Origin of the sequence: Escherichia sp. WS3063 (assembly GCF_046486595.1) — a bacterium.
Lineage (GTDB): Bacteria > Pseudomonadota > Gammaproteobacteria > Enterobacterales > Enterobacteriaceae > Escherichia > Escherichia coli.
On record NZ_JBJQKY010000002.1, the window covers coordinates 39,380 to 60,221 of the forward strand.

18 protein-coding genes are annotated in these 20,842 nt (G+C 48.3%); 8 read left to right on the top strand and 10 right to left on the bottom strand.

Annotated features, from left to right (window positions below; translation table 11 throughout):
- Window positions 1-339: 339 nt before the first annotated feature.
- Window positions 340-1,713 carry an MFS transporter gene (locus tag ACJHYW_RS02125; RefSeq protein ID WP_000099997.1) on the top strand — a complete coding sequence of 458 codons (1,374 nt, stop codon included), beginning with the start codon at window positions 340-342 and terminating at the stop codon, window positions 1,711-1,713.
- 39 nt (window positions 1,714-1,752) lie between these two features.
- Window positions 1,753-3,792 (top strand): TIM-barrel domain-containing protein, encoded by a 2,040-nt coding sequence (locus ACJHYW_RS02130; RefSeq protein WP_000008159.1) that lies wholly within the window; start codon window positions 1,753-1,755, stop codon window positions 3,790-3,792.
- 57 nt (window positions 3,793-3,849) lie between these two features.
- On the opposite strand, the gene nhaR is transcribed toward ACJHYW_RS02130, so the two are convergent.
- The 5 genes from nhaR to ACJHYW_RS02155 form a co-directional block, all read right to left on the bottom strand.
- Window positions 3,850-4,749 (bottom strand): transcriptional activator NhaR, encoded by a 900-nt coding sequence (gene nhaR / locus ACJHYW_RS02135; RefSeq protein ID WP_001295755.1) that lies wholly within the window; start codon window positions 4,747-4,749, stop codon window positions 3,850-3,852.
- Window positions 4,750-4,814: 65 nt separating this feature from the next.
- On the bottom strand, window positions 4,815-5,981 hold the full coding sequence (nhaA, locus tag ACJHYW_RS02140; RefSeq protein ID WP_000681353.1) for a Na+/H+ antiporter NhaA: 1,167 nt from the start codon (window positions 5,979-5,981) through the stop codon (window positions 4,815-4,817).
- A 251-nt stretch (window positions 5,982-6,232) separates the two neighbouring features.
- A complete protein-coding gene (locus ACJHYW_RS02145; protein ID WP_001361352.1) occupies window positions 6,233-7,477 on the bottom strand; it encodes a hypothetical protein in 1,245 nt (414 codons plus the stop codon).
- Between the two features lie 129 nt (window positions 7,478-7,606).
- Window positions 7,607-9,100, bottom strand: a complete 1,494-nt coding sequence (locus ACJHYW_RS02150; protein ID WP_001361353.1) for a sulfatase — start codon at window positions 9,098-9,100, stop codon at window positions 7,607-7,609.
- Between the two features lie 19 nt (window positions 9,101-9,119).
- Window positions 9,120-9,881, bottom strand: a complete 762-nt coding sequence (locus ACJHYW_RS02155; protein WP_001274824.1) for an outer membrane protein OmpK — start codon at window positions 9,879-9,881, stop codon at window positions 9,120-9,122.
- A 611-nt stretch (window positions 9,882-10,492) separates the two neighbouring features.
- On the opposite strand from ACJHYW_RS02155, the gene mokC reads away from it, so the two are divergent.
- Window positions 10,493-10,645 (top strand): type I toxin-antitoxin system toxin MokC, encoded by a 153-nt coding sequence (gene mokC, locus ACJHYW_RS02160; protein WP_000809168.1) that lies wholly within the window; start codon window positions 10,493-10,495, stop codon window positions 10,643-10,645.
- 103 nt (window positions 10,646-10,748) lie between these two features.
- Here mokC and dnaJ read toward each other — a convergent pair whose 3' ends face one another.
- Both dnaJ and dnaK read right to left on the bottom strand, forming a co-directional pair.
- On the bottom strand, window positions 10,749-11,879 hold the full coding sequence (gene dnaJ / locus ACJHYW_RS02165; RefSeq protein ID WP_001118464.1) for a molecular chaperone DnaJ: 1,131 nt from the start codon (window positions 11,877-11,879) through the stop codon (window positions 10,749-10,751).
- Window positions 11,880-11,967: 88 nt separating this feature from the next.
- Window positions 11,968-13,884, bottom strand: coding sequence for a molecular chaperone DnaK (gene dnaK, locus ACJHYW_RS02170; RefSeq protein ID WP_000516135.1), 1,917 nt, complete (start codon window positions 13,882-13,884; stop codon window positions 11,968-11,970).
- A 375-nt stretch (window positions 13,885-14,259) separates the two neighbouring features.
- On the opposite strand from dnaK, the gene ACJHYW_RS02175 reads away from it, so the two are divergent.
- The 3 genes from ACJHYW_RS02175 (at window position 14,260) to satP (ending at window position 16,118) form a co-directional block, all read left to right on the top strand.
- Window positions 14,260-14,664: a DUF2541 family protein gene (locus ACJHYW_RS02175; protein WP_000843579.1), complete on the top strand. Its 405-nt coding sequence runs from the start codon at window positions 14,260-14,262 to the stop codon at window positions 14,662-14,664.
- 25 nt (window positions 14,665-14,689) lie between these two features.
- On the top strand, window positions 14,690-15,403 hold the full coding sequence (gene msyB / locus ACJHYW_RS02180; protein WP_001102367.1) for an acidic protein MsyB: 714 nt from the start codon (window positions 14,690-14,692) through the stop codon (window positions 15,401-15,403).
- A gap of 148 nt (window positions 15,404-15,551) precedes the next feature.
- Complete coding sequence (satP, locus tag ACJHYW_RS02185) at window positions 15,552-16,118, top strand: acetate uptake transporter (protein ID WP_000528541.1); 567 nt, start codon at window positions 15,552-15,554, stop codon at window positions 16,116-16,118.
- A 34-nt stretch (window positions 16,119-16,152) separates the two neighbouring features.
- Here satP and mog read toward each other — a convergent pair whose 3' ends face one another.
- On the bottom strand, window positions 16,153-16,740 hold the full coding sequence (gene mog, locus ACJHYW_RS02190; protein WP_001094685.1) for a molybdopterin adenylyltransferase: 588 nt from the start codon (window positions 16,738-16,740) through the stop codon (window positions 16,153-16,155).
- Window positions 16,741-16,854: 114 nt separating this feature from the next.
- A complete protein-coding gene (gene tal / locus ACJHYW_RS02195) occupies window positions 16,855-17,808 on the bottom strand; it encodes a transaldolase (protein WP_000130187.1) in 954 nt (317 codons plus the stop codon).
- A gap of 278 nt (window positions 17,809-18,086) precedes the next feature.
- Here tal and ACJHYW_RS02200 point away from each other — a divergent pair, with 278 nt between their 5' ends.
- Both ACJHYW_RS02200 and yaaA read left to right on the top strand, forming a co-directional pair.
- On the top strand, window positions 18,087-19,517 hold the full coding sequence (locus ACJHYW_RS02200; RefSeq protein WP_001112573.1) for an alanine/glycine:cation symporter family protein: 1,431 nt from the start codon (window positions 18,087-18,089) through the stop codon (window positions 19,515-19,517).
- A 69-nt stretch (window positions 19,518-19,586) separates the two neighbouring features.
- A complete protein-coding gene (yaaA, locus tag ACJHYW_RS02205; RefSeq protein ID WP_000906193.1) occupies window positions 19,587-20,363 on the top strand; it encodes a peroxide stress protein YaaA in 777 nt (258 codons plus the stop codon).
- 39 nt (window positions 20,364-20,402) lie between these two features.
- Here yaaA and ACJHYW_RS02210 read toward each other — a convergent pair whose 3' ends face one another.
- Window positions 20,403-20,699 (bottom strand): DUF2502 domain-containing protein, encoded by a 297-nt coding sequence (locus ACJHYW_RS02210; protein WP_000738728.1) that lies wholly within the window; start codon window positions 20,697-20,699, stop codon window positions 20,403-20,405.
- Between the last annotated feature and the right edge of the window lie 143 nt (window positions 20,700-20,842).

The following is a 20,842-nucleotide window of genomic DNA, read 5'->3' on the forward strand; positions in this document are numbered from 1 at the left end:
AATTTCAAATGAAAGGCATATCTCTTTTACTTATTTCTGCCGCCATATATTTCCCCAAGTATAAAACATTTAACATTTCATCATAAAAGTTAAAATGTTTTATTCTCTGATAAAACGTGAACTGCATAACAAAATACAGAGAAACAAAGCCAAAAACGAATTAACGCAAACTTAAAACGAAAAATTATAATTGTCGCCATCACTCTCCTTAACTAACCTCATTCCCACAACGTTGTTTAAATCATTAATAAATATGCATTAAGGAAAGTCAGTATGTATTTGCTTAGAAAATAAAAGCTTTTTTTCTGAGACAGGCATTCTTGTTCTGGAGAGAATATAATGAGTTCCGTCATTGAAACTACTCAATCAACTTCATCCGATTCCTTACCTTTAATACAGCGGATTAGCTACGGCTCACTGGATGTTGCCGGTAATCTGCTCTACTGTTTTGGCTCTACCTACATTCTTTATTTCTACACCGACGTAGCAGGGATTAGTCTGGCGGTTGCAGGCATAATCCTACTGCTGGCGCGCATTGTAGACGGTATTGATGCGCCAGTGTGGGGAATCATTATCGATAAAACCCATTCGCGTTATGGAAAATGCCGTCCATGGTTTTTATGGTTACCATTACCTTTTGCTGTATTTAGTGCGCTTTCTTTCTGGTCACCCGATATCAGCATGACAGGGAAAGCTGTTTATGCAGCAATATCGTACATGTTAGCCAGCATTCTGTTCACTGGGTTGAATACACCATTAAGCGCTATATTACCGCTGATGACGCTGTCACCAAAGGAACGCCTGGTATTAAACTCATATCGCATGACTGGTGGGCAAATTGGCGTACTATTAATGAATGCGACAGCATTGCCATTGGTCGCTTTCCTTGGTAATGGTAACGATAAAGCAGGCTTTATATATACTGCCATAGTCTTTGCCGTAATATCCTGTGCCTTAACGTTGTTTGCCTTTAAAAATATTCGCGAACTGGATACCGATAAAATACAGCAAGAACCACGACTGCCGATGAAAAAGAGTTTTTCGGCAATGAAAGGGAACTGGCCGTGGCTCCTGATGGTAGTGGCGAACCTTATCTTCTGGATTGCCCTACAGCAGCGCAACACTACTATTGTTTACTATTTAACCTACAATCTGGATCGCAAAGATCTGGTCCCGCTGGTTAACAGCCTCGCCACCATTCAGATCCTGTTTATCATTGCCATTCCGTTCTTCAGTCGCTATCTCACCAAAACCTGGATTTGGATTACCGGGCTGCTGGTTGCGATGTTAGGCGGGGGCCTCATGTGGCTGGCTGCCGACAGCATCCCTTTGATGATCGCCGCCTGGGTACTCGCCAATATCGGCAGCGGTATCGCCTGTTCTATGCCTTTCGCGATGCTCGGTTTCGCCGTTGACTTTGGTCGCTGGAAAACCGGCATTAAAGCTACCGGCATTCTGATCGCCTTCGGCAGCACCTTCTGCATCAAGATGGGCAGTGGTATCGGTACAGCTTTCGCTGCCTTTATTATGGACAGCTTTGGTTATATCCCCAACCAACAACAGACGGCTGCGGGGTTGGAAGGTATCAGCCTGGCATTTATCTGGGTCCCTGCGCTGCTCTTTGCTCTCGCGGCTGTACCACTGCTCTTCTTTCGCCAGTATGAAGCGATGGAAGGTCGTATCCAACACGATCTGCAAGCCCACAATCGTTGAATTTAATCAACATGCCACTTGCTCCTGGGAGGAACAATTATGTCGTTTATTAAGCAAGATCCCCACCGTCTGGTCTGGCAACAAGACGATCGTTATCTCTGGATTGAAGCCTGGGGCGAAAACAGCTTACGCGTGCGAAGCGGCCGCCATTTACCGGTAATGCGCAATGAAAACTGGGCGTTAACTCAGGATCCTGGCGATGCTGTCGCTCATATCACCTGGGATGAAAAACAGGCAACGCTGAGAAATGGTAAAATCACTGCCATCGTAAATCTTCAGGGCCAGCTCTCTTTCTGGCGTAATGATGATAAATGCCTGCTGCAAGAGTTCTGGCGTCAACGTGGCGAAATTGGTGAAGATGAGTCAGCACACGGCCAATATGTGAGCGCTCTTAATCTACAGGCCCGTGAATTCAAGCCTATTCCTGGCGGGAAATTTACGATTAAGGCACGATTTGAAGCCAACGATGGCGAGAAACTCTTTGGCATGGGTCAGTATCAGCAACCAAACCTGGATTTAAAAGGTTGCATGCTGGAGCTGGCACAACGTAACTCGCAGGCTTCTGTTCCCTTCCTGCTATCAAATCAGGGTTATGGTTTTCTGTGGAATAACCCAGCAATTGGCCGCGTCACCTTCGCGCAAAACGGTACGGAATGGGTAGCAGAAGTCAGTGAACAACTGGACTACTGGATCACTGCGGGCGATACTCCGGCTGAGATCAGTGAAGCCTATGCACGAGTAACCGGTACGCCACCGATGATGCCTGATTACGCAATGGGGTTCTGGCAATGCAAGCTTCGCTATCGTAATCAACAAGAATTGTTAGAAGTCGCACGCGGCTACAAGCAACGCAATCTTCCGATCTCGGTGATTGTCATCGATTTCTTCCATTGGCCGAATCAGGGTGACTGGATGTTCGATCTGCGTGACTGGCCCGATCCCGATGCGATGATCGCCGAATTAAAAGAAATGGGTATCGAACTGATGGTTTCATTCTGGCCTACCGTAGATAACCGTACCGAGAGTTATCGGGAGATGAAAGAAAACGGCTGGCTAGTCCACACCGAGCGTGGTTTGCCTATCAATATGGATTTCCTTGGCAACACCACGTTCTTTGATGCGACACATCCTGGCGCACGGGAATATGTCTGGAACAAAGCCAAACGCAATTATTACGATAAAGGCGTGAAACTGTTCTGGCTGGATGAAGCCGAGCCAGAGTTCGGTGTTTACGATTATGACAACTATCGTTACTACGCAGGGCCAGTGCTGGAAGTCGGTAATATCTATCCGCGTATGTACGCCAAAACGTTCTTCGATGGCATGCAGGCAGCCGGAGAAAAGCAGGTGATCAATTTGCTACGCTGCGCCTGGGCCGGTAGTCAGAAATATGGTGCCCTGGTGTGGTCAGGCGATATCCACTCCTCCTTCCGTTCTCTGCGCAATCAGTTTGCTGCGGGGCTGAACATGGGAATTGCCGGGATCCCGTGGTGGACGACGGATATTGGCGGTTTCCACGGTGGCAACATACATGATCCAAAATTTCATGAACTGCTTATTCGCTGGTTCCAGTGGGGGGTATTCAGCCCAGTAATGCGTTTACATGGCAACCGCGACCCGCAAGTTTTGCCTGAACAACCCTATCGTGATGGCATCGCACAATGTCCGACTGGCGCGCCGAATGAAGTCTGGAGCTATGGTGAAGAAACCGGTGAAATTCTCACTTCCTGCCTGCAGTTGCGTGAGAAGCTGAAACCTTATATCAGTAAAATTATGGCTGAGACGCACGAGAAGAACAGCCCGGTAATGCGCACGATGTTCTTTGAGTTTCCAGACCAGGCAGAAAGCTGGAATATTTATGATCAGTACTGCTTTGGCCCGGACCTTCTCGTTGCCCCTGTAATGCACGAAGGTACACGTTCACGTGATGTCTGGTTGCCTGCCGGAGAGACATGGATCGATTTTTATACCCATGAACACTACGCGGGTGGGCAAAAGCTTCATCATTGCGCGCCGCTGCACCAGATACCGGTATTCATTCGTGAGAAAGGGAAATATCGCCAGTTATTACCCGTTTAAAGGACATCGTTTGTTCATTAGCACGCCCCGTATATAGCGGGGCGTGAGTTTTAATATCTATCGTGAGGCGGGAGAAAACAACGAAGAATAATCCGTATTGCAGATTCGCTGTACCGCCGGGTGCTGAATCATCCGCTCAGCAAAAATAGCATGGTACTCTTCCATCACATTTTCGACGCGACCAATTTCTACGACAGTTTTATCGGCATAAAAGTCATATGCATAAAGCGTTGGGGCAACGAAGATTGCATTGTGCATCGCACCAAAAGCTTTCATCAACGCGGCATCATCAAACTCGCCGAGGATTTCTACGTTTAATCCCTGGGAGTTAAACCAGTTAAGCAATTTGCGCCCTAACATTGAACGTCGCCCAGGAATCAAAAGCCGCCGTTCTTCCAGACAAGCCGGGAACGGTTTTTCCGGTGGTGGATTTGTACACCAGAAACTCACGCCACATTCGCCAATTCTCACGGAGAACAGACCTTCCTGCTGCGTAGAATCTATCGGACAGTCGGAAATGATCATATCCAGTTTATGCTGACTTAATTGCTCCAGCAGCATTTCGTGGGTGGATTCGAAGCAGCGAAGATGAATCGGCTCGCCTTCTACCACTGCGGCGTTAAGTACGCTACTGACCAGGCGTTTAGAAAGTGCATCAGCCACGCCAACGTCAAACAATAAATTGGATTCTTTGCGATAGTTCACGATATCCAGCATTTCCTGGCTTAAGGTGAACATTTTATCGGCATAGCGATAGACCAGCTCTCCCAGCTCGCTGGGTTCGAGACCACGTCCCTTGCGCTTAAATAATTTGCCTTGCAGGCGCTCTTCCAGCGCCCGAATCTGTCCGGTAATGGTTTGTGGTGTTAAATAAAGCGCCTCCGCTGCGCCAACCACGGAACCTTCTTTATAGACATGCCAGAAGTAATACAAGTGGTTGTAATTGATATGAGACATGCTCATTTCTCTCCCTGATAACAATGAAAAGGGAGCCGTTTATGGCTCCCCGGTAAACCGTCCTGTCAAACTGATGGACGCAAACGAACGCGTAACCAGCTGTATCCAATTACCGCCGAAGAGATAGAACCGACCAGGATACCGAGTTTCGCCCAGTTAATCAGTTCTGGATCTACGCTACCAAAGGCAAGGCTGGCAATAAAGATAGACATAGTAAAACCGATACCGCACAGGATCCCCACCGCCATAATTTGCTGATAAGTCGTTCCCTCAGGCAGATGCGCCAGTTTCAAACGCAGCGCCAACCAGCAGAACAGACTAATACCCAGTGGCTTGCCAATCAGCAAACCGGCGATGATCCCTAATGGCAGAATGGAGGTCAGGCCATCCAGCGTCACGCCTTGCAGAGATACCCCCGCATTGGCAAACGCAAACAGCGGCAAAATCAGATATGCCACCCACGGATGCAAAACATGCTCCAGACGTTTAGCCGGAGAGCGCCCATGCTTCTCTTTTAACGGAATAAAGAAGCCGACAATGACGCCAGCCAGGGTTGCATGGACACCTGATTTCAACACCGCTGTCCACAGTACCACGCCAACCAGAATATAAACGCCCGTGCGACGAACACCACAGATATTCAGTACCGCGAGTACCGCAATTGCTACAGCCGCGACGCCAAGAGAGGCCATCGATAAGTCATTAGTGTAGAACAATGCGATGATAATGATGGCCCCAAGATCGTCGATAATAGCCAGAGCCATCAAAAAGATCTTCAGCGCTAACGGAACACGACTTCCCAATAGCGCCAGCACACCAAGTGCAAAAGCAATGTCAGTAGCCGCCGGGATCGCCCACCCTTCGCGGGTAATCGGATCGGCATAGTTAAAGGCCAGATAGAGCAATGCCGGCACAATCATCCCACCAATAGCGGCGATAACTGGAAATGCGGCCTGGCGTAAGCTGGCTAGCGATCCTTGCATCAGTTCACGTTTAACTTCCAGACCGACTAACAGGAAAAATACCGCCATCAGCGCGTCATTTATCCATAACAGCATGTTTTTGTTGATTTCGAGTGAACCAACCCGGAGCTGAACCGGCGTCTCCAGAAAGTCGTGATACCATCCACTGGTTGCGCCGCTATTGGCCATAATCATCGCCAGGATAGCGGCAATGATAAGAATAATGCCTCCCGAGGCATCACTGCTAAAGAATCGATGCAGATGTTTCACTTTTTATTTCTCTTTCAGGTGAATAGATCGTTTTTACTATTTTACCCCGCACGAATCATCGTTAAAATCAGATTATAGTGTAGGAATAATTCGTTTTTTACGAACCATTGAAGGATTTGTGCCATCAGCGATGAGATGAGTTTTTGACGGCTGTAAGCGCTCACGAGTGACCCTAAGCCCTGATAATCATAGCTTAAGGTCAGGATTTCTGAGGGATTAATTAGGAAAAGTAATAATAAAATCGCACTGTGCTATAGCTGTTTATTCCAGAGATGCTTGAAAATATCTAATGTTGAGACAACATTGGCAGGCGACATTCGGTTTAATGAGGGTAGAAAGGGATGAGCCTCCAGGAAGTTGATAAAACGAGTCGCGCTTGCTAACGTCGAATACCGCATTTCATTTGCTTTCTTGTTTCCTGTAAGGTTACAAACAGCCATTGAATAATCACGGGCGGAAAATGTACGCCAAACATTATTTCTCACGCCACCACTCAAAAACAACCGCGGCGGCGTATCATAATGAGTCGTTTTCTCGCCGCGTTCTTTCACAAATGAAATATGGCACCGGCCTTGATGAATATGCTGTAAATTAGCCATTAGACAACCGCCTAATATAAAGCACTCGTGATCAAGGTAGTGTTGAATATTTATAGAATATGCTTCAGTCAGTGCTCTAACCAGTTCAAAATGGCGATACGCCGGAAGAACCGGTTTCACCAGCATCCCCGGATCGTTTTGATGTAATATCGCCCGACCATAATCAATATCAAATAAGGTATCACGCCGCATAGTAAGTAACTCCTTGCGTTGTACGTGATGCGCCAGTGTCCCTGGAGACAAACGCTCTTCATAACTTGATGCATATTGATAATGCGACTCTACCGCTGATGAAGAATAATTTGTTGAAATAGCGACGACTCTACCGCTTTGTTCTTCTGCGGTAACAAGACTATAAAGATAGTTGTTACTACCGTTAAACTTTACGCGAAAAGCGCGGGTAGATAGAGAAATATCAGAAGCAGAAGAGTATTGGCAACTTTCTTTATAGTTTACTTCCCGGGCTAGTTTCATCAACTCACGGTTAAGCCCTGTGCTATTAAGAAGTAATAATTTACGGATATCTGCAAGTGAAGCACCTTGATCAATCATCAATGCTAAATGTGTTCTTCGCGGCGTTGTATTTACATGATCCAGAGTGATAAAAGTTCTGGAACAATGATGACAATACATTCTCCTCTGCCCCTGAGCTGAATAGCCATACTTTTTCAGAGATGTGCTTCCGCAAGCTGGACATTGTGAAACCACCCCTCTCCATGAATGATTAACACGATTACGATAAATATTAAGAGATCGTTCAGATATCACAGGAAACAAGTAACCGCATTCCCGACATAAAATATTTTTGCCTTGTGCAATATAATCCTGGCTATTCAACAACCCCAGGTTTTTGCATCCTGGTGTTTTGCAACAATCAACATTTACGTTGGTAAACATATTCACTCCCTGCGAATACCCGGATATTATCGTCATATGTCAAAGAAAAGAACCTGATTCAATGTGTAACATTGAATCAGGCGGGCATAGCCCTGAAAGGCATACATTACATTTATTATGGTTATCAGATTAGCCCCAGGTTACCGCTTCCGGTTTATCACCTCTGGCTTTCATTAATGAATCATTATCAATATCGGCTTTATACTTTAAGAACTTACCATACATTTGTTTTTCAATGTCTGGATTTTTACCTATCTGATTAATGGTCTCAAAACGATCGGTTTTGAGGTTGTATAGGTACTTTGGCTTATTGTTACGATCGATGATCATTTTCCAGTCACCATCACGTATCGCCCATTCGTCGGTTGGATCATCCTGGAATGGCATGTCAATTCCGAAGATTAATGGCTTTTCACGTTTTAGCGCTTTGTTCTCAAGGACAGGAACCAACGATTCGCCATCAAAAGTGCGGTCTGTCGGTAATTTGAAGTTCATCATTTTCGCCAGCGTAGGCATCCAGTCCAGCCCATAAACAGGCGTATCTGAAACCATTCCCTTTGGAAGATGCTTTCCGTATTTAATAATCGCCGGAACACGGATGCCACCTTCCCAGAGATTATCCTTGCGACCACGTAATCCATCAGTTTCCCCTGCCAAATTCAGTTCATAAACTTTACGTGCTTCACGGGTTACTGGGCCGTTATCACTGGTAAAAATAACGATGGTGTTATCTTCTTCACCCATCGCTTTGATTTTATCCAGTACTTTTCCAACCTGAGCATCCAGATAACTGATGTTGGCATAATATTCTCCTGGACCACGCCAGGGTTTATCCGCCCAGTCGCCATAAAATAAATCAGGATGCTGCTTCTGATATTCGCTCATATATTGTGAGTACATGTCGAGGTATTTTTTGGGCGAAGCCAGGGGACTGTGCACTTCGGTAAAAGCGACATAAAGGAAGAAAGGCTTACTGTCCTTTTTGTTATCCAACCAGTTGACGACTTCCGAACTGACATACTCACCACTCATTTTATCGGAACGTGGTGTGGGTTGCCCGTTACGCAACCAGCCCGTTGGATAGACCATGCCAAAACGGGGACGCTCCTTCGCATTATCCAGAGTAGCGTCGGTAACAAAACCCGCCGTATTAACCAGTGAGTAATCAAAGCCCATATCTTTTGCCTGCGGCTGATCGGTGCGATCGCCGCCTGCATTCAGATGCAGCTTACCCATCATGGCCGTGTCGTACCCTTGCGCTTTGAGTAGATTAGCAATCGTGAGTTCATTACGCCCTAATGCCACATCTTTTCCCGTTGGGATCCATGAGCGTATGCCGGTACGAAATGGCATCCGCCCTGTTAATAGTCCCGCCCGTGAAGGAGAACTTAAGGGGGCAGGTGCATAATAGTCGGTAAATTTGACGCCTTCCTGGGCAAGCCTGTCTATATTGGGCGTTTTAACGATCTGATGTCCATATGTTGCCAAATCACCATAGCCTAAATCATCCGCCATAATGATGACTAAATTGGGTTGTTTAGTTTCGGCGGCTACGGCTGGATTAAAAGCATTCCCTGTGCAAACTGCAAGGCCGATCAAACTGGCCATTAATGTTTTCTGCATAATTATTCCCTGATGAAAATTAGAAATCATAACCAAGCATATAAATCATTTGATCGCCAAAACCATCGTAGCCCAACTTATTATCGAAATAACGCCACGTCACACTGGCTTTCCAGCGAGGATAGAACTTCCAGGCCACTGTTAAACCGCCATTTAGCCCATTCCGACCAAATTGTTGTTCCGCATAGGCATCATTTCTGTCCAGTTCTATTTCATTCCAGTTAGATAAAACAAATTTTTCGTCAAATAACGTAAAAGGTAATACTGCTGTCCAGCCAACAACATAACCATTCCAGCCATTTGTTTGTCCATATTTGGCTGAGACGTAGTCTCCAGATTGATTATGCAATCCAATATACGGTTTAAAAAACCCCCATGAACCATTCCAGCCGAGGTAGCCCAAACCATAAAACATATCAAGATCGTCACCCCATGAGTTATCCCATTGACCATAGATCTTGCCAAAGAAAGTCATATTGGAGTCAAAGAGTCTGACATGTGTCATAGCAGAAACGGTATGATTACGCCCCGCTACGGCATGGTTAAGCACATTGCTTTCATAAAATGAGTAAAACTCGGCTTCTTTAAAATTCACACCAAAGTCTGCAGTCACTTTCCATACTTCACCACGATGAGTGTTAACGAAGCCACTATTCCAGTCAGCATAACCTGCATTTATTGAGCCAAAGGAACCTTTATATTCTAATGAAGAATATGCAGGAAGGTGATAGAAAATCGTTGTCAGGGCACACGCAATAAGAAGCCGTCTTTTGGCAGACATATAATATGCTCTCCATTCATTGTTTTTATGGTTCCATAGAAATCAATACATCAGATAATTCATTTTGATTAAGAACGACTCAGAAAGTATATTTAAAGGTGAATGGCAAAGCGTGATGGAGATCGCAGATTACTTTTACCCCCGGGTGTGGAGGTATCGTGTTTCAAAAAATGTGTCGATTTTAAATATCACTCATTGATTTATAAACATTTTTCCTCACAAAAAGAAAATTCAATTCTGTACAAGAATATTTTGTATCTTCTATTACTTTCTCCAGTAATAACTCACCATTCAGGCATAACTTAAACCTCTTGTTCATAATCTCAACTTTTGTAAATGAAAACGCACATAAGAGTTAAAATAAACAATGTACTAAAGATTGATTACGCAAAAATGCGAGGCGTCTTCAGGATTAGAATCGATAAAACAGAATGGGTTAAAGAGAGCGATATAATAGCGGCGGGTGCTTGAGGCTGTCTGTCTCAGGCATTAGCTGAACGGCAGATAGAGAAAAGCCCCGAGTGATATTTTACCATCAACCCGAGGCCCCCTATATGCAGAACACATGTAGAGTGCCTCTTACTGACCGTAAGGTCAAGGAGAAGAGAGCAATGAAGCAGCATAAGGCGATGATTGTCGCCCTGATCGTCATCTGTATCACCGCCGTAGTGGCGGCGCTGGTAACGAGAAAAGACCTCTGTGAGGTTCACATCCGAACTGGCCAGACGGAGGTTGCTGTTTTCACGGCTTACGAATCCGAGTAAGAGCAACGGCGGGGAGTGATCCCCGCCACTTTACAGGTGCTCGCATATCTTCAACGCACCCTATTTTTACCCTGGCCTGCCCACGGGCAGGCTTTTGGGGAGGTTAGCGAGTCAGGTCGTCAAAAAACTTCTTCACACCATCAAAGAAGCTCTTTGAACGCGGGCTGTTGTGCTCACCGGTTGGGCCACCGAAGCTTTCCTGCAGCTCTTGCAGCAGCTGTTTCTGCTTCTCGTTCAGGCCTACCGGTGTTTCGACGACAACGCGGCACAGCAAATCACCCTGTGCGCCACCGCGGACAGACTTGACGCCTTTACCGCGCATACGGAACAGCTTACCGGTCTGGGTTTCGCCAGGCACTTTCAGTTTGACGCGACCATCAAGGGTCGGTACTTCGATTTCGCCACCCAGCGCCGCCATAGCGAAGTTGATCGGGACTTCGCAATAGAGGTTGTTGCCTTCACGCTCGAAAATCGGGTGCTGTTTAACCTGAACCTGAACGTACAGATCGCCTGCCGGTGCGCCATGCTCGCCCGCTTCACCTTCGCCCGCAAGACGGATGCGGTCTCCAGTGTCCACCCCTGCCGGGATTTTAACGGACAGCGTTTTGCTGCGCTCAACACGACCATGACCATGACATTTGTTGCACGGATCTTTGATCAGCGTACCGCGGCCCTGACAGTGTGGACAGGTCTGCTGCACGGCAAAGAAACCCTGGCGCATCTGCACCTGACCAGAACCATGACAGGTCGGACAGGTCTGCGGCTGTGTACCTGGTTTTGCACCGCTACCGTGGCAAACGTCACACTCTTCCAGAGTCGGAATGCGGATCTCTTTGGTCACGCCACGTACAGCTTCTTCGAGGGTGAGCTCCATGTTATAGCGTAAATCAGCACCGCGCGCCGCACGTTGACGACCACGTCCGCCGCCAAAAATATCGCCGAAAACGTCACCAAAAATATCGCTGAAGTCTGCGCCGCCGCCAAAACCGCCGCCGCCCATGCCGCCTTGCTCAAACGCAGCATGACCATACTGATCGTATGCCGCACGTTTTTGCGAGTCGGTCAGAACTTCATAAGCTTCCTTGATCTCTTTAAATTTCGCCTCGGCCTCTTTGTCACCCTGGTTACGGTCCGGGTGGTATTTCATGGCCAGGCGTTTGTAGGCCTTTTTGATTTCACGCTCTTCCGCTGTTTTGGAAACGCCTAAAATCTCGTAATAATCTTGCTTAGCCATCTTTTTTAAATTGCCCCTAGATGAATGCACGGGCGGAGAGGAAATTCCCCTTCGCCCGTGTCAGTATAATTACCCGTTTATAGGGCGATTATTTTTTGTCTTTGACTTCTTCAAATTCAGCGTCGACAACATCGTCATCTTTCGCGTTGTTTGCAGAAGCATCAGCACCGGCAGTCTGCTGCTGGGCATGTTGCTGCTGGGCGATTTCCATCAGTTTCTGGGAAACCTGTGCCAGTTCCTGCATTTTCGCTTCGATAGCGGCTTTGTCTTCACCTTTCAGAGCAGTTTCCAGTGCAGTCAGTGCAGACTCGATAGCAGTTTTGTCGTCAGCCGGCAGTTTGTCGCCCGCTTCTTCAACCTGCTTACGGGTGCTGTGCAGCAGATGGTCGCCCTGGTTGCGAGTCTGTACCAGCTCTTCAAACTTACGGTCAGCTTCGGCGTTAGCTTCTGCGTCGCGTACCATTTTCTGGATTTCATCTTCGTTCAGACCAGAAGAAGCCTTGATGGTGATCTTCTGCTCTTTACCGCTGTTTTTATCTTTCGCGGAAACGTGCAGGATACCGTCAGCATCGATATCGAAGGTAACTTCGATCTGCGGCATGCCGCGCGGTGCCGGGTTGATACCATCCAGGTTGAACTGACCCAGAGATTTGTTATCAGCCGCACGTTTACGTTCACCCTGCAGCACGTGGATGGTTACCGCAGACTGGTTGTCTTCAGCGGTAGAGAACACCTGGCTGTGCTTGGTCGGGATAGTGGTGTTTTTCGCGATCAGCGTCGTCATCACACCGCCCATGGTTTCGATACCCAGAGACAGCGGGGTAACGTCCAGCAGCAGTACGTCTTTCACGTCACCAGTCAGAACACCACCCTGAACAGCAGCACCGATTGCTACAGCTTCGTCCGGGTTAACGTCTTTACGCGGCTCTTTACCAAAGAATTCAGCAACTTTCTTCTGAACCATTGGCATACGAGTCTGACCACCAACGAGGATAACGTCGTCGATATCAGATACGGACAGGCCAGCGTCCTGCAGTGCAACTTTCAGCGGCTCAATGGAACGGTTTACCAGATCTTCAACCAGGCTTTCCAGTTTCGCACGAGTCACTTTGATGTTCATGTGTTTCGGACCGGTCGCGTCTGCAGTGATGTACGGCAGGTTAACGTCGGTCTGCTGAGCGGAAGACAGTTCGATTTTCGCTTTTTCTGCCGCTTCTTTCAGGCGCTGCATTGCCAGCGGATCGTTGCGCAGGTCAATGCCCTGATCTTTCTTGAATTCTTCAACCAGGTAGTTGATCAGACGGCTGTCGAAGTCTTCACCCCCCAGGTGGGTATCACCGTTGGTTGCCAGAACTTCGAAGGTTTTTTCGCCGTCAACTTCGTCGATTTCGATAATAGAAATATCGAAAGTACCACCACCCAGGTCATAAACCGCGATAGTACGGTTGCCAGTACCTTTGTCCAGACCGTAAGCCAGCGCAGCTGCGGTCGGTTCGTTGATGATACGTTTTACTTCCAGACCAGCGATACGGCCTGCGTCTTTGGTTGCCTGACGCTGAGCATCGTTAAAGTATGCCGGTACGGTGATAACAGCTTCAGTTACCGGTTCACCCAGGTAATCTTCAGCGGTTTTCTTCATTTTTTTCAGCACTTCAGCAGAGATCTGCGGCGGTGCCATTTTCTGGCCTTTAACTTCGACCCATGCGTCGCCGTTATCAGCAGCAATAATTTTGAACGGCATGATGGAAACATCACGCTGTACTTCTTCGTCCTGGAAGCGGCGGCCAATCAGGCGTTTAATCGCAAACAGGGTGTTTTGCGGGTTCGTCACTGCCTGACGTTTAGCCGGCTGACCAACCAGAGTTTCACCATCCTGGGTATAGGCAATGATAGAAGGCGTGGTGCGATCGCCTTCGGCGTTCTCCAGTACACGAGGAGTGGTGCCATCCATAATCGCTACACAAGAGTTGGTAGTACCCAGGTCGATACCAATTATTTTACCCATCTAAACGTCTCCACTATATATTCGGTCATCATGTGGTTGTGAGTCTGTAATAGGGGCGAAACGTCTGGTTTCAACTGCCCAATTTCATTTTTTTGCAGACTCACTCACTGCGGTTGACTACTAAATGGGGTCGTAACCCACGTCATCAAGGGGGAGATGCAAAAATTTTTTGTGCTTTTGCGCAGAAATTTCGCGATATGGCAGGACAAGACATGAAACTGACAGCAATTTTATTCATATAGAGAATGAATGACAGCCAAGACATTCATAGAAAAATTGTAATAAAAAGAAAATATTACGTACCTGAATCTTCTCTTTATCAGCAGTAAACTAGTGGGTATTCATCCCCTACCTCTCCCCACTAAGAGAATACTTATGAAATCCGTTTTTACGCTTTCCGCCAGCCTGGCGATTAGCCTGCTGCTGTGCTGCACGGCGCAGGCAAACAACCATAAAATCCTCGGCGTCATTGCGATGCCGCGTAACGAAACCAACGATCTGGCGCTGAAACTTCCTGTTTGTCGCATTGTTAAACGTATTCAACTCACTGCCGACCATGGCGATTTACAGTTAAGTGGTGCATCGGTTTATTTCAAAGCCGCCCGTAGCGCCAGTCAGAGCCTGAATATTCCTTCAGAAATAAAAGAAGGGCAAACCACTGACTGGATCAACATTAACAGCGATAACGACAATAAACGCTGCGTCTCAAAAATCACCTTTTCCGGTCATACGGTGAACTCATCGGATATGGCCACGCTGAAAATTATCGGTGACGACTAACGCCAGAATATAGAAGCCACAAAAAATGAATGTTAATTACCTGAATGATTCAGATCTGGATTTTCTCCAGCATTGTAGTGAGGAACAATTGGCAAATTTCGCCCGGCTGCTCACTCATAATGAAAAAGGCAAAACTCGCCTCTCCAGCGTACTGATGCGCAACGAACTGTTTAAATCGATGGAAGGGCACCCCGAGCAACATCGCCGCAACTGGCAGCTGATTGCTGGAGAATTACAGCATTTTGGTGGCGATAGTATCGCCAACAAACTGCGTGGACACGGTAAATTGTATCGGGCCATTTTGCTCGATGTTTCAAAACGATTGAAGCTGAAAGCCGACAAAGAGATGTCTACGTTTGAAATTGAGCAACAGTTACTGGAACAATTTCTGCGTAATACCTGGAAGAAAATGGACGAGGAACATAAGCAGGAGTTTCTGCACGCGGTCGATGCCAGGGTGAATGAGCTGGAAGAGCTGCTGCCGCTGCTGATGAAAGACAAATTATTGGCAAAAGGCGTGTCGCATTTGCTTTCCAGCCAATTGACCCGCATTTTACGCACCCACGCAGCAATGAGCGTACTTGGGCATGGTTTGCTGCGCGGCGCGGGGCTGGGAGGCCCTGTAGGCGCGGCACTAAATGGGGTTAAAGCGGTCAGCGGCAGTGCCTATCGCGTGACGATTCCAGCCGTACTGCAAATCGCCTGCCTGCGCCGGATGGTTAGTGCCACTCAGGTCTGATACCGGAAACCGGGGAAAATTTTCATTTTCCCTTCAAAAGATCGTAGACACTGCCCCACTGGCTGATTATTATGCCGCGCCCTGAAAACACTACAGTTATTCAGGGAAATTATTTCACCATTCATTCGATGATGATTTTTGAGGAATTATGGGCAACACTAAGTTGGCTAATCCGGCACCGCTGGGCCTGATGGGCTTCGGCATGACCACCATTCTGCTTAACCTGCACAACGTGGGTTATTTCGCTCTGGACGGTATTATTCTTGCCATGGGCATTTTCTACGGCGGCATCGCGCAAATTTTTGCTGGTCTGCTGGAGTACAAAAAAGGCAACACTTTCGGTTTAACCGCATTCACCTCTTACGGTTCTTTCTGGCTGACGCTGGTTGCGATTCTGCTGATGCCGAAACTGGGTCTGACCGATGCGCCAAATGCACAGTTCCTTGGTGTCTACCTGGGTCTGTGGGGCGTATTTACGCTGTTTATGTTCTTCGGCACGCTGAAAGGCGCACGCGTTCTGCAATTCGTTTTCTTTAGCCTGACCGTGCTGTTTGCCCTGCTGGCGATCGGTAACATTGTCGGTAATGCCGCGATCATCCACTTTGCCGGCTGGATTGGTCTGATCTGCGGTGCCAGCGCAATCTATCTGGCGATGGGTGAAGTGCTGAACGAGCAGTTTGGTCGCACCGTTCTGCCGATTGGTGAATCGCACTAATTGTTTTGAGATCCCCCCGCCCGGGGGGATTTTTTTATTCGCTAACTTCGCGTCTTGCACTCTTCGGTCTGAATGCAGCAACCACTTCCGGTGCCGTTTCAACGTATGGCCCTTCCAGCAACTGAATGCAGTACGGTACGCTGGCAAAAATACCGTGCACCACAACGTTACCCTCAGCGTCCTTTACACCTTCCAGCGTCTCTTTAATCGACTTCGGCTGACCGGGTAAGTTAAGGATCAGCGCCTGTTTGCGAATCACACCCACCTGACGCGAAAGGATCGCAGTTGGTACAAAATGCAGGCTGATCTGGCGCATCTGTTCACCAAAGCCTGGCATCTCGCGGTCCGCTACTGCCAGCGTCGCATCGGGCGTTACGTCACGACGCGCCGGGCCAGTTCCGCCCGTGGTGAGCACCAGATGGCAACTCATTTCATCCACCAGCTCACACAACGTTTGCTCGATGATCGCCTGCTCATCGGGGATTAAGCGGGTTTCCAGTTCAAACGGCGTGGTTAGCGCCGATGTCAGCCATTCTTCCAGCGCAGGGATGCCTTTATCCTGATAAACGCCGCTGGATGCGCGATCAGAGATGGAAACTAAGCCAATACGTAAAGTATTCATCAAGATTTTTCCGTTTAAACAGTCTCGTTAAACAGAATGATACACTGCGAAGGGAGTGACAGACAGGCTTCAGAAGAGGTAGCGTGACCGACTTCCCGGTCACGCTAAGAATGATTACAGCAGATCGCCGATCATTTTTTCCAGTTTTTCCTGGTCAACAGCAAACTTACGGATACCTTCCGCCAGTTTATCTACTGCCATTGGATCCTGGTTATGCTGCCACAGGAACTCGGACTCAGTGATACGCGCCGGACGCGCTTTCACTTCGCCAGTGTAAGACAGTTTACGTTCGATAGCCCCTTCGCTCTCCGCCAGCTCTTTCAGCAGCGCCGGTGCGATGGTCAGACGGTCGCAGCCTGCCAGTTCCAGAATTTCGCCGATGTTACGGAAGCTTGCGCCCATCACCACGGTTTCATAACCGTGCTCTTTGTAGTACTGGTAGATTTCAGATACAGAAACCACGCCCGGATCTTCTGCCGGAGCGTACTCTTTCTTGTCGGTATTCGCTTTGTACCAGTCAAGAATACGGCCAACAAACGGCGAGATCAGGAACACGCCCGCTTCCGCACAAGCACGAGCCTGAGCGAAGGAGAACAGCAGGGTCAGGTTACAGTTGATACCTTCTTTTTCCAGCTGTTCTGCAGCACGGATACCCTGCCAGGTAGAAGCCAGTTTGATCAGAATACGATCGTTGCTAATACCTGCATCGTTGTAGAGTTTGATCAGGCGTTTTGCTTTCGCAATTGACGCTTCGGTGTCATAGGAAAGACGCGCATCAACTTCAGTTGAGATACGGCCCGGAACCAGTTTCAGGATTTCCAGACCAATATTTACTGCCAGTTTGTCGGTCGCGTCCACGATCTGCTGCGCGCGATCGTTGCTCTGCTGTTTCGCCCAGGCGACAGCATCATCAATCAACTTACGGTATTCCGGAATCTGCGCTGCGTTAAGAATGAGAGAAGGGTTGGTTGTGGCATCCTGCGGTTGATACAGCTTCATTGCCGCGATGTCCCCAGTGTCGGCCACTACGGTGGTGTACTGACGAAGGGAGGTCAATTTGTCCGTCATGATAGTATTTCTCTTTAAACAGCTTGTTAGGGGGATGTAACCGGTCTGCCCTGATGATATCACGACGCAACGTCAGCGCAACCGCCGACAAGACGGTTATCGCCAGGCGAGACTGTTTCGGATTTCTGACACTGCGTTGATATCGCCCGCCATTTTTATACAAAACCTCATGTATGCTACGCAGAAGTTATCAAGTACCTCGTAGCGTATATACTTCTTAAACAATTGGTAACGTTTACACAGGAAAGTCATCGCGACCGGCAATAAGAGGGATATGCATGCCAGATTTTTTCTCCTTTATTAACAGCGTCCTTTGGGGATCGGTAATGATTTACCTGCTCTTCGGCGCAGGTTGTTGGTTCACTTTTCGCACCGGATTTGTGCAGTTTCGCTACATCCGCCAGTTTGGCAAAAGTCTTAAAAATAGCATTCATCCACAGCCAGGCGGTTTAACCTCATTTCAGTCATTGTGTACCAGTCTTGCGGCGCGCGTGGGTAGCGGCAACCTGGCTGGCGTTGCGCTGGCTATTACCGCCGGTGGACCAGGTGCCGTCTTCTGGATGTGGGTTGCCGCGTTTATCGGCATGGCGACCTCGTTTGCCGAATGTTCCCTTGCACAACTTTATAAAGAACGTGACGTTAATGGGCAGTTTCGTGGCGGACCGGCATGGTATATGGCGCGCGGGCTGGGGATGCGCTGGATGGGCGTTCTGTTCGCCCTCTTTTTGCTCATCGCTTACGGCATAATTTTCAGCGGAGTTCAGGCGAACGCCGTTGCCCGCGCCCTGAGTTTTTCTTTTGATTTTCCTCCGCTGGTGACAGGCATTATTCTCGCTGTCTTTGCTCTGCTGGCAATCACTCGCGGTCTTCATGGCGTCGCCCGGCTCATGCAGGGGTTTGTCCCGTTGATGGCGATAATCTGGGTACTGACCAGCCTGGTAATTTGCGTAATGAATATCGGGCAACTTCCCCACGTCATTTGGTCTATTTTTGAGAGTGCTTTTGGCTGGCAGGAAGCGGCAGGCGGCGCGGCGGGATATACCTTAAGCCAGGCGATTACTAACGGTTTTCAGCGCAGTATGTTTTCCAATGAGGCAGGAATGGGGTCGACGCCAAACGCGGCAGCGGCAGCGGCGTCCTGGCCTCCGCATCCCGCAGCGCAAGGGATTGTCCAGATGATTGGCATTTTTATCGACACCCTGGTCATCTGTACGGCAAGCGCCATGCTGATATTACTGGCGGGTAACGGCACAACCTACATGCCGCTGGAAGGTATTCAGCTTATCCAGAAGGCGATGCGGGTGCTAATGGGCTCCTGGGGTGCGGAGTTTGTTACCCTCGTGGTTATTCTGTTTGCCTTCAGCTCCATCGTTGCCAACTACATTTATGCCGAAAACAATCTCTTCTTCTTACGCCTGAACAACCCTAAAGCGATCTGGTGTCTGCGAATCTGCACCTTCGCAACGGTCATCGGCGGCACCTTGCTAAGTCTTCCGCTGATGTGGCAACTGGCAGATATCATAATGGCCTGCATGGCTATTACCAATTTGACCGCCATATTACTGCTCTCGCCTGTGGTTCATACCATTGCCAGTGATTATCTACGCCAGCGTAAACTCGGCGTGCGCCCGGTGTTTGATCCGTTGCGTTATCCGGATATTGGTCGCCAGCTTTCTCCGGACGCGTGGGATGATGTTTCGCAGGAGTAATCACAACTATCGATCAACTCATTCTCTTTTTTTGCTAAAGTCGGCATAAATTTCCTGCAAGGACTGGATATGCTGATTCTTATTTCACCTGCGAAAACGCTTGATTACCAAAGCCCGTTGACCACCACGCGCTATACGCTGCCGGAGCTGTTAGACAATTCCCAGCAGTTGATCCATGAAGCGCGGAAACTGACGCCCCCGCAGATTAGCTCCCTGATGCGCATCAGCGACAAACTGGCGGGTATCAACGCCGCTCGCTTTCATGACTGGCAGCCAGATTTCACGCCGGAGAATGCCCGCCAGGCGATTCTGGCATTTAAAGGTGATGTCTACACCGGCTTGCAGGCCGAAACCTTCAGCGAAGACGATTTCGATTTTGCCCAACAGCATTTGCGAATGCTTTCCGGCTTGTATGGCGTACTGCGCCCGCTCGATTTAATGCAGCCTTATCGTCTGGAAATGGGGATCCGTCTTGAGAATGCCCGAGGGAAAGATCTGTATCAATTCTGGGGAGATATCATCACCAACAAGCTGAACGAGGCGCTCGCAGCACAAGGCGATAATGTGGTGATTAATCTGGCGTCAGATGAGTATTTTAAATCGGTGAAGCCGAAGAAATTGAATGCCGAGATTATCAAGCCAGTGTTCCTCGATGAGAAGAACGGCAAATTTAAGATCATCAGCTTCTACGCTAAGAAAGCACGCGGTCTGATGAGTCGTTTCATTATTGAAAATCGGCTGACCAAACCAGAGCAACTGACTGGTTTTAATAGCGAAGGTTACTTCTTTGATGAAGCTTCCTCCAGCAATGGCGAACTGGTGTTTAAACGCTACGAGCAGCGTTAAGTTTGTAGTCAATGCCGGATGGCAATCCGGCATTGATATTTAGCGATGATGTTTGTCAGGCCCCGGACGATGATCGCCACGATGATCATTGTGCTTGTTATGGCGCGGCGATGGCGGCGGTCCGTGTGGGTGCCAGCGATTGCCTCGCCATTCATAATGTTGTTTCCACCAGCCGTGGTCGCGCCAGTGACCGCCATCCCAGTAATAGCCACGATTATCACGATCGCCTATCTGTAATTTTACTGACGGGACTAACGTAATTTCCGCAGCCTGTGCTGCCATGGGAGCGACCAGAACCAGGGAAAGTGCGAGTACGATAGATTGCATCTTTTTCACAGGTTACTCCTTTTATCATTGCCCGTTATGGGTCGATATCCGGAGATTACGCGATGAGAACGGCGGTTGTTATTCTCCGCAATCCTAATCTCTAAGTTACCGCATTTATTGAGAATTCCTCCTTTTTTCCTGTCGTTTTTCTC

Coding starts and splice junctions, on each gene's coding strand:
- ACJHYW_RS02125 (WP_000099997.1), top strand. CDS start 340: ATGAGTTCCGTCATTGAAACTACTCAATCAACTTCATCCGATTCCTTA.
- ACJHYW_RS02130 (WP_000008159.1), top strand. CDS start 1,753: ATGTCGTTTATTAAGCAAGATCCCCACCGTCTGGTCTGGCAACAAGAC.
- nhaR (WP_001295755.1), bottom strand. CDS start 4,749: ATGTCTCATATCAATTACAACCACTTGTATTACTTCTGGCATGTCTAT.
- ACJHYW_RS02145 (WP_001361352.1), bottom strand. CDS start 7,477: ATGTTTACCAACGTAAATGTTGATTGTTGCAAAACACCAGGATGCAAA.
- ACJHYW_RS02150 (WP_001361353.1), bottom strand. CDS start 9,100: ATGCAGAAAACATTAATGGCCAGTTTGATCGGCCTTGCAGTTTGCACA.
- ACJHYW_RS02155 (WP_001274824.1), bottom strand. CDS start 9,881: ATGTCTGCCAAAAGACGGCTTCTTATTGCGTGTGCCCTGACAACGATT.
- mokC (WP_000809168.1), top strand. CDS start 10,493: ATGAAGCAGCATAAGGCGATGATTGTCGCCCTGATCGTCATCTGTATC.
- dnaJ (WP_001118464.1), bottom strand. CDS start 11,879: ATGGCTAAGCAAGATTATTACGAGATTTTAGGCGTTTCCAAAACAGCG.
- dnaK (WP_000516135.1), bottom strand. CDS start 13,884: ATGGGTAAAATAATTGGTATCGACCTGGGTACTACCAACTCTTGTGTA.
- ACJHYW_RS02175 (WP_000843579.1), top strand. CDS start 14,260: ATGAAATCCGTTTTTACGCTTTCCGCCAGCCTGGCGATTAGCCTGCTG.
- msyB (WP_001102367.1), top strand. CDS start 14,690: ATGAATGTTAATTACCTGAATGATTCAGATCTGGATTTTCTCCAGCAT.
- satP (WP_000528541.1), top strand. CDS start 15,552: ATGGGCAACACTAAGTTGGCTAATCCGGCACCGCTGGGCCTGATGGGC.
- mog (WP_001094685.1), bottom strand. CDS start 16,740: ATGAATACTTTACGTATTGGCTTAGTTTCCATCTCTGATCGCGCATCC.
- tal (WP_000130187.1), bottom strand. CDS start 17,808: ATGACGGACAAATTGACCTCCCTTCGTCAGTACACCACCGTAGTGGCC.
- ACJHYW_RS02200 (WP_001112573.1), top strand. CDS start 18,087: ATGCCAGATTTTTTCTCCTTTATTAACAGCGTCCTTTGGGGATCGGTA.
- yaaA (WP_000906193.1), top strand. CDS start 19,587: ATGCTGATTCTTATTTCACCTGCGAAAACGCTTGATTACCAAAGCCCG.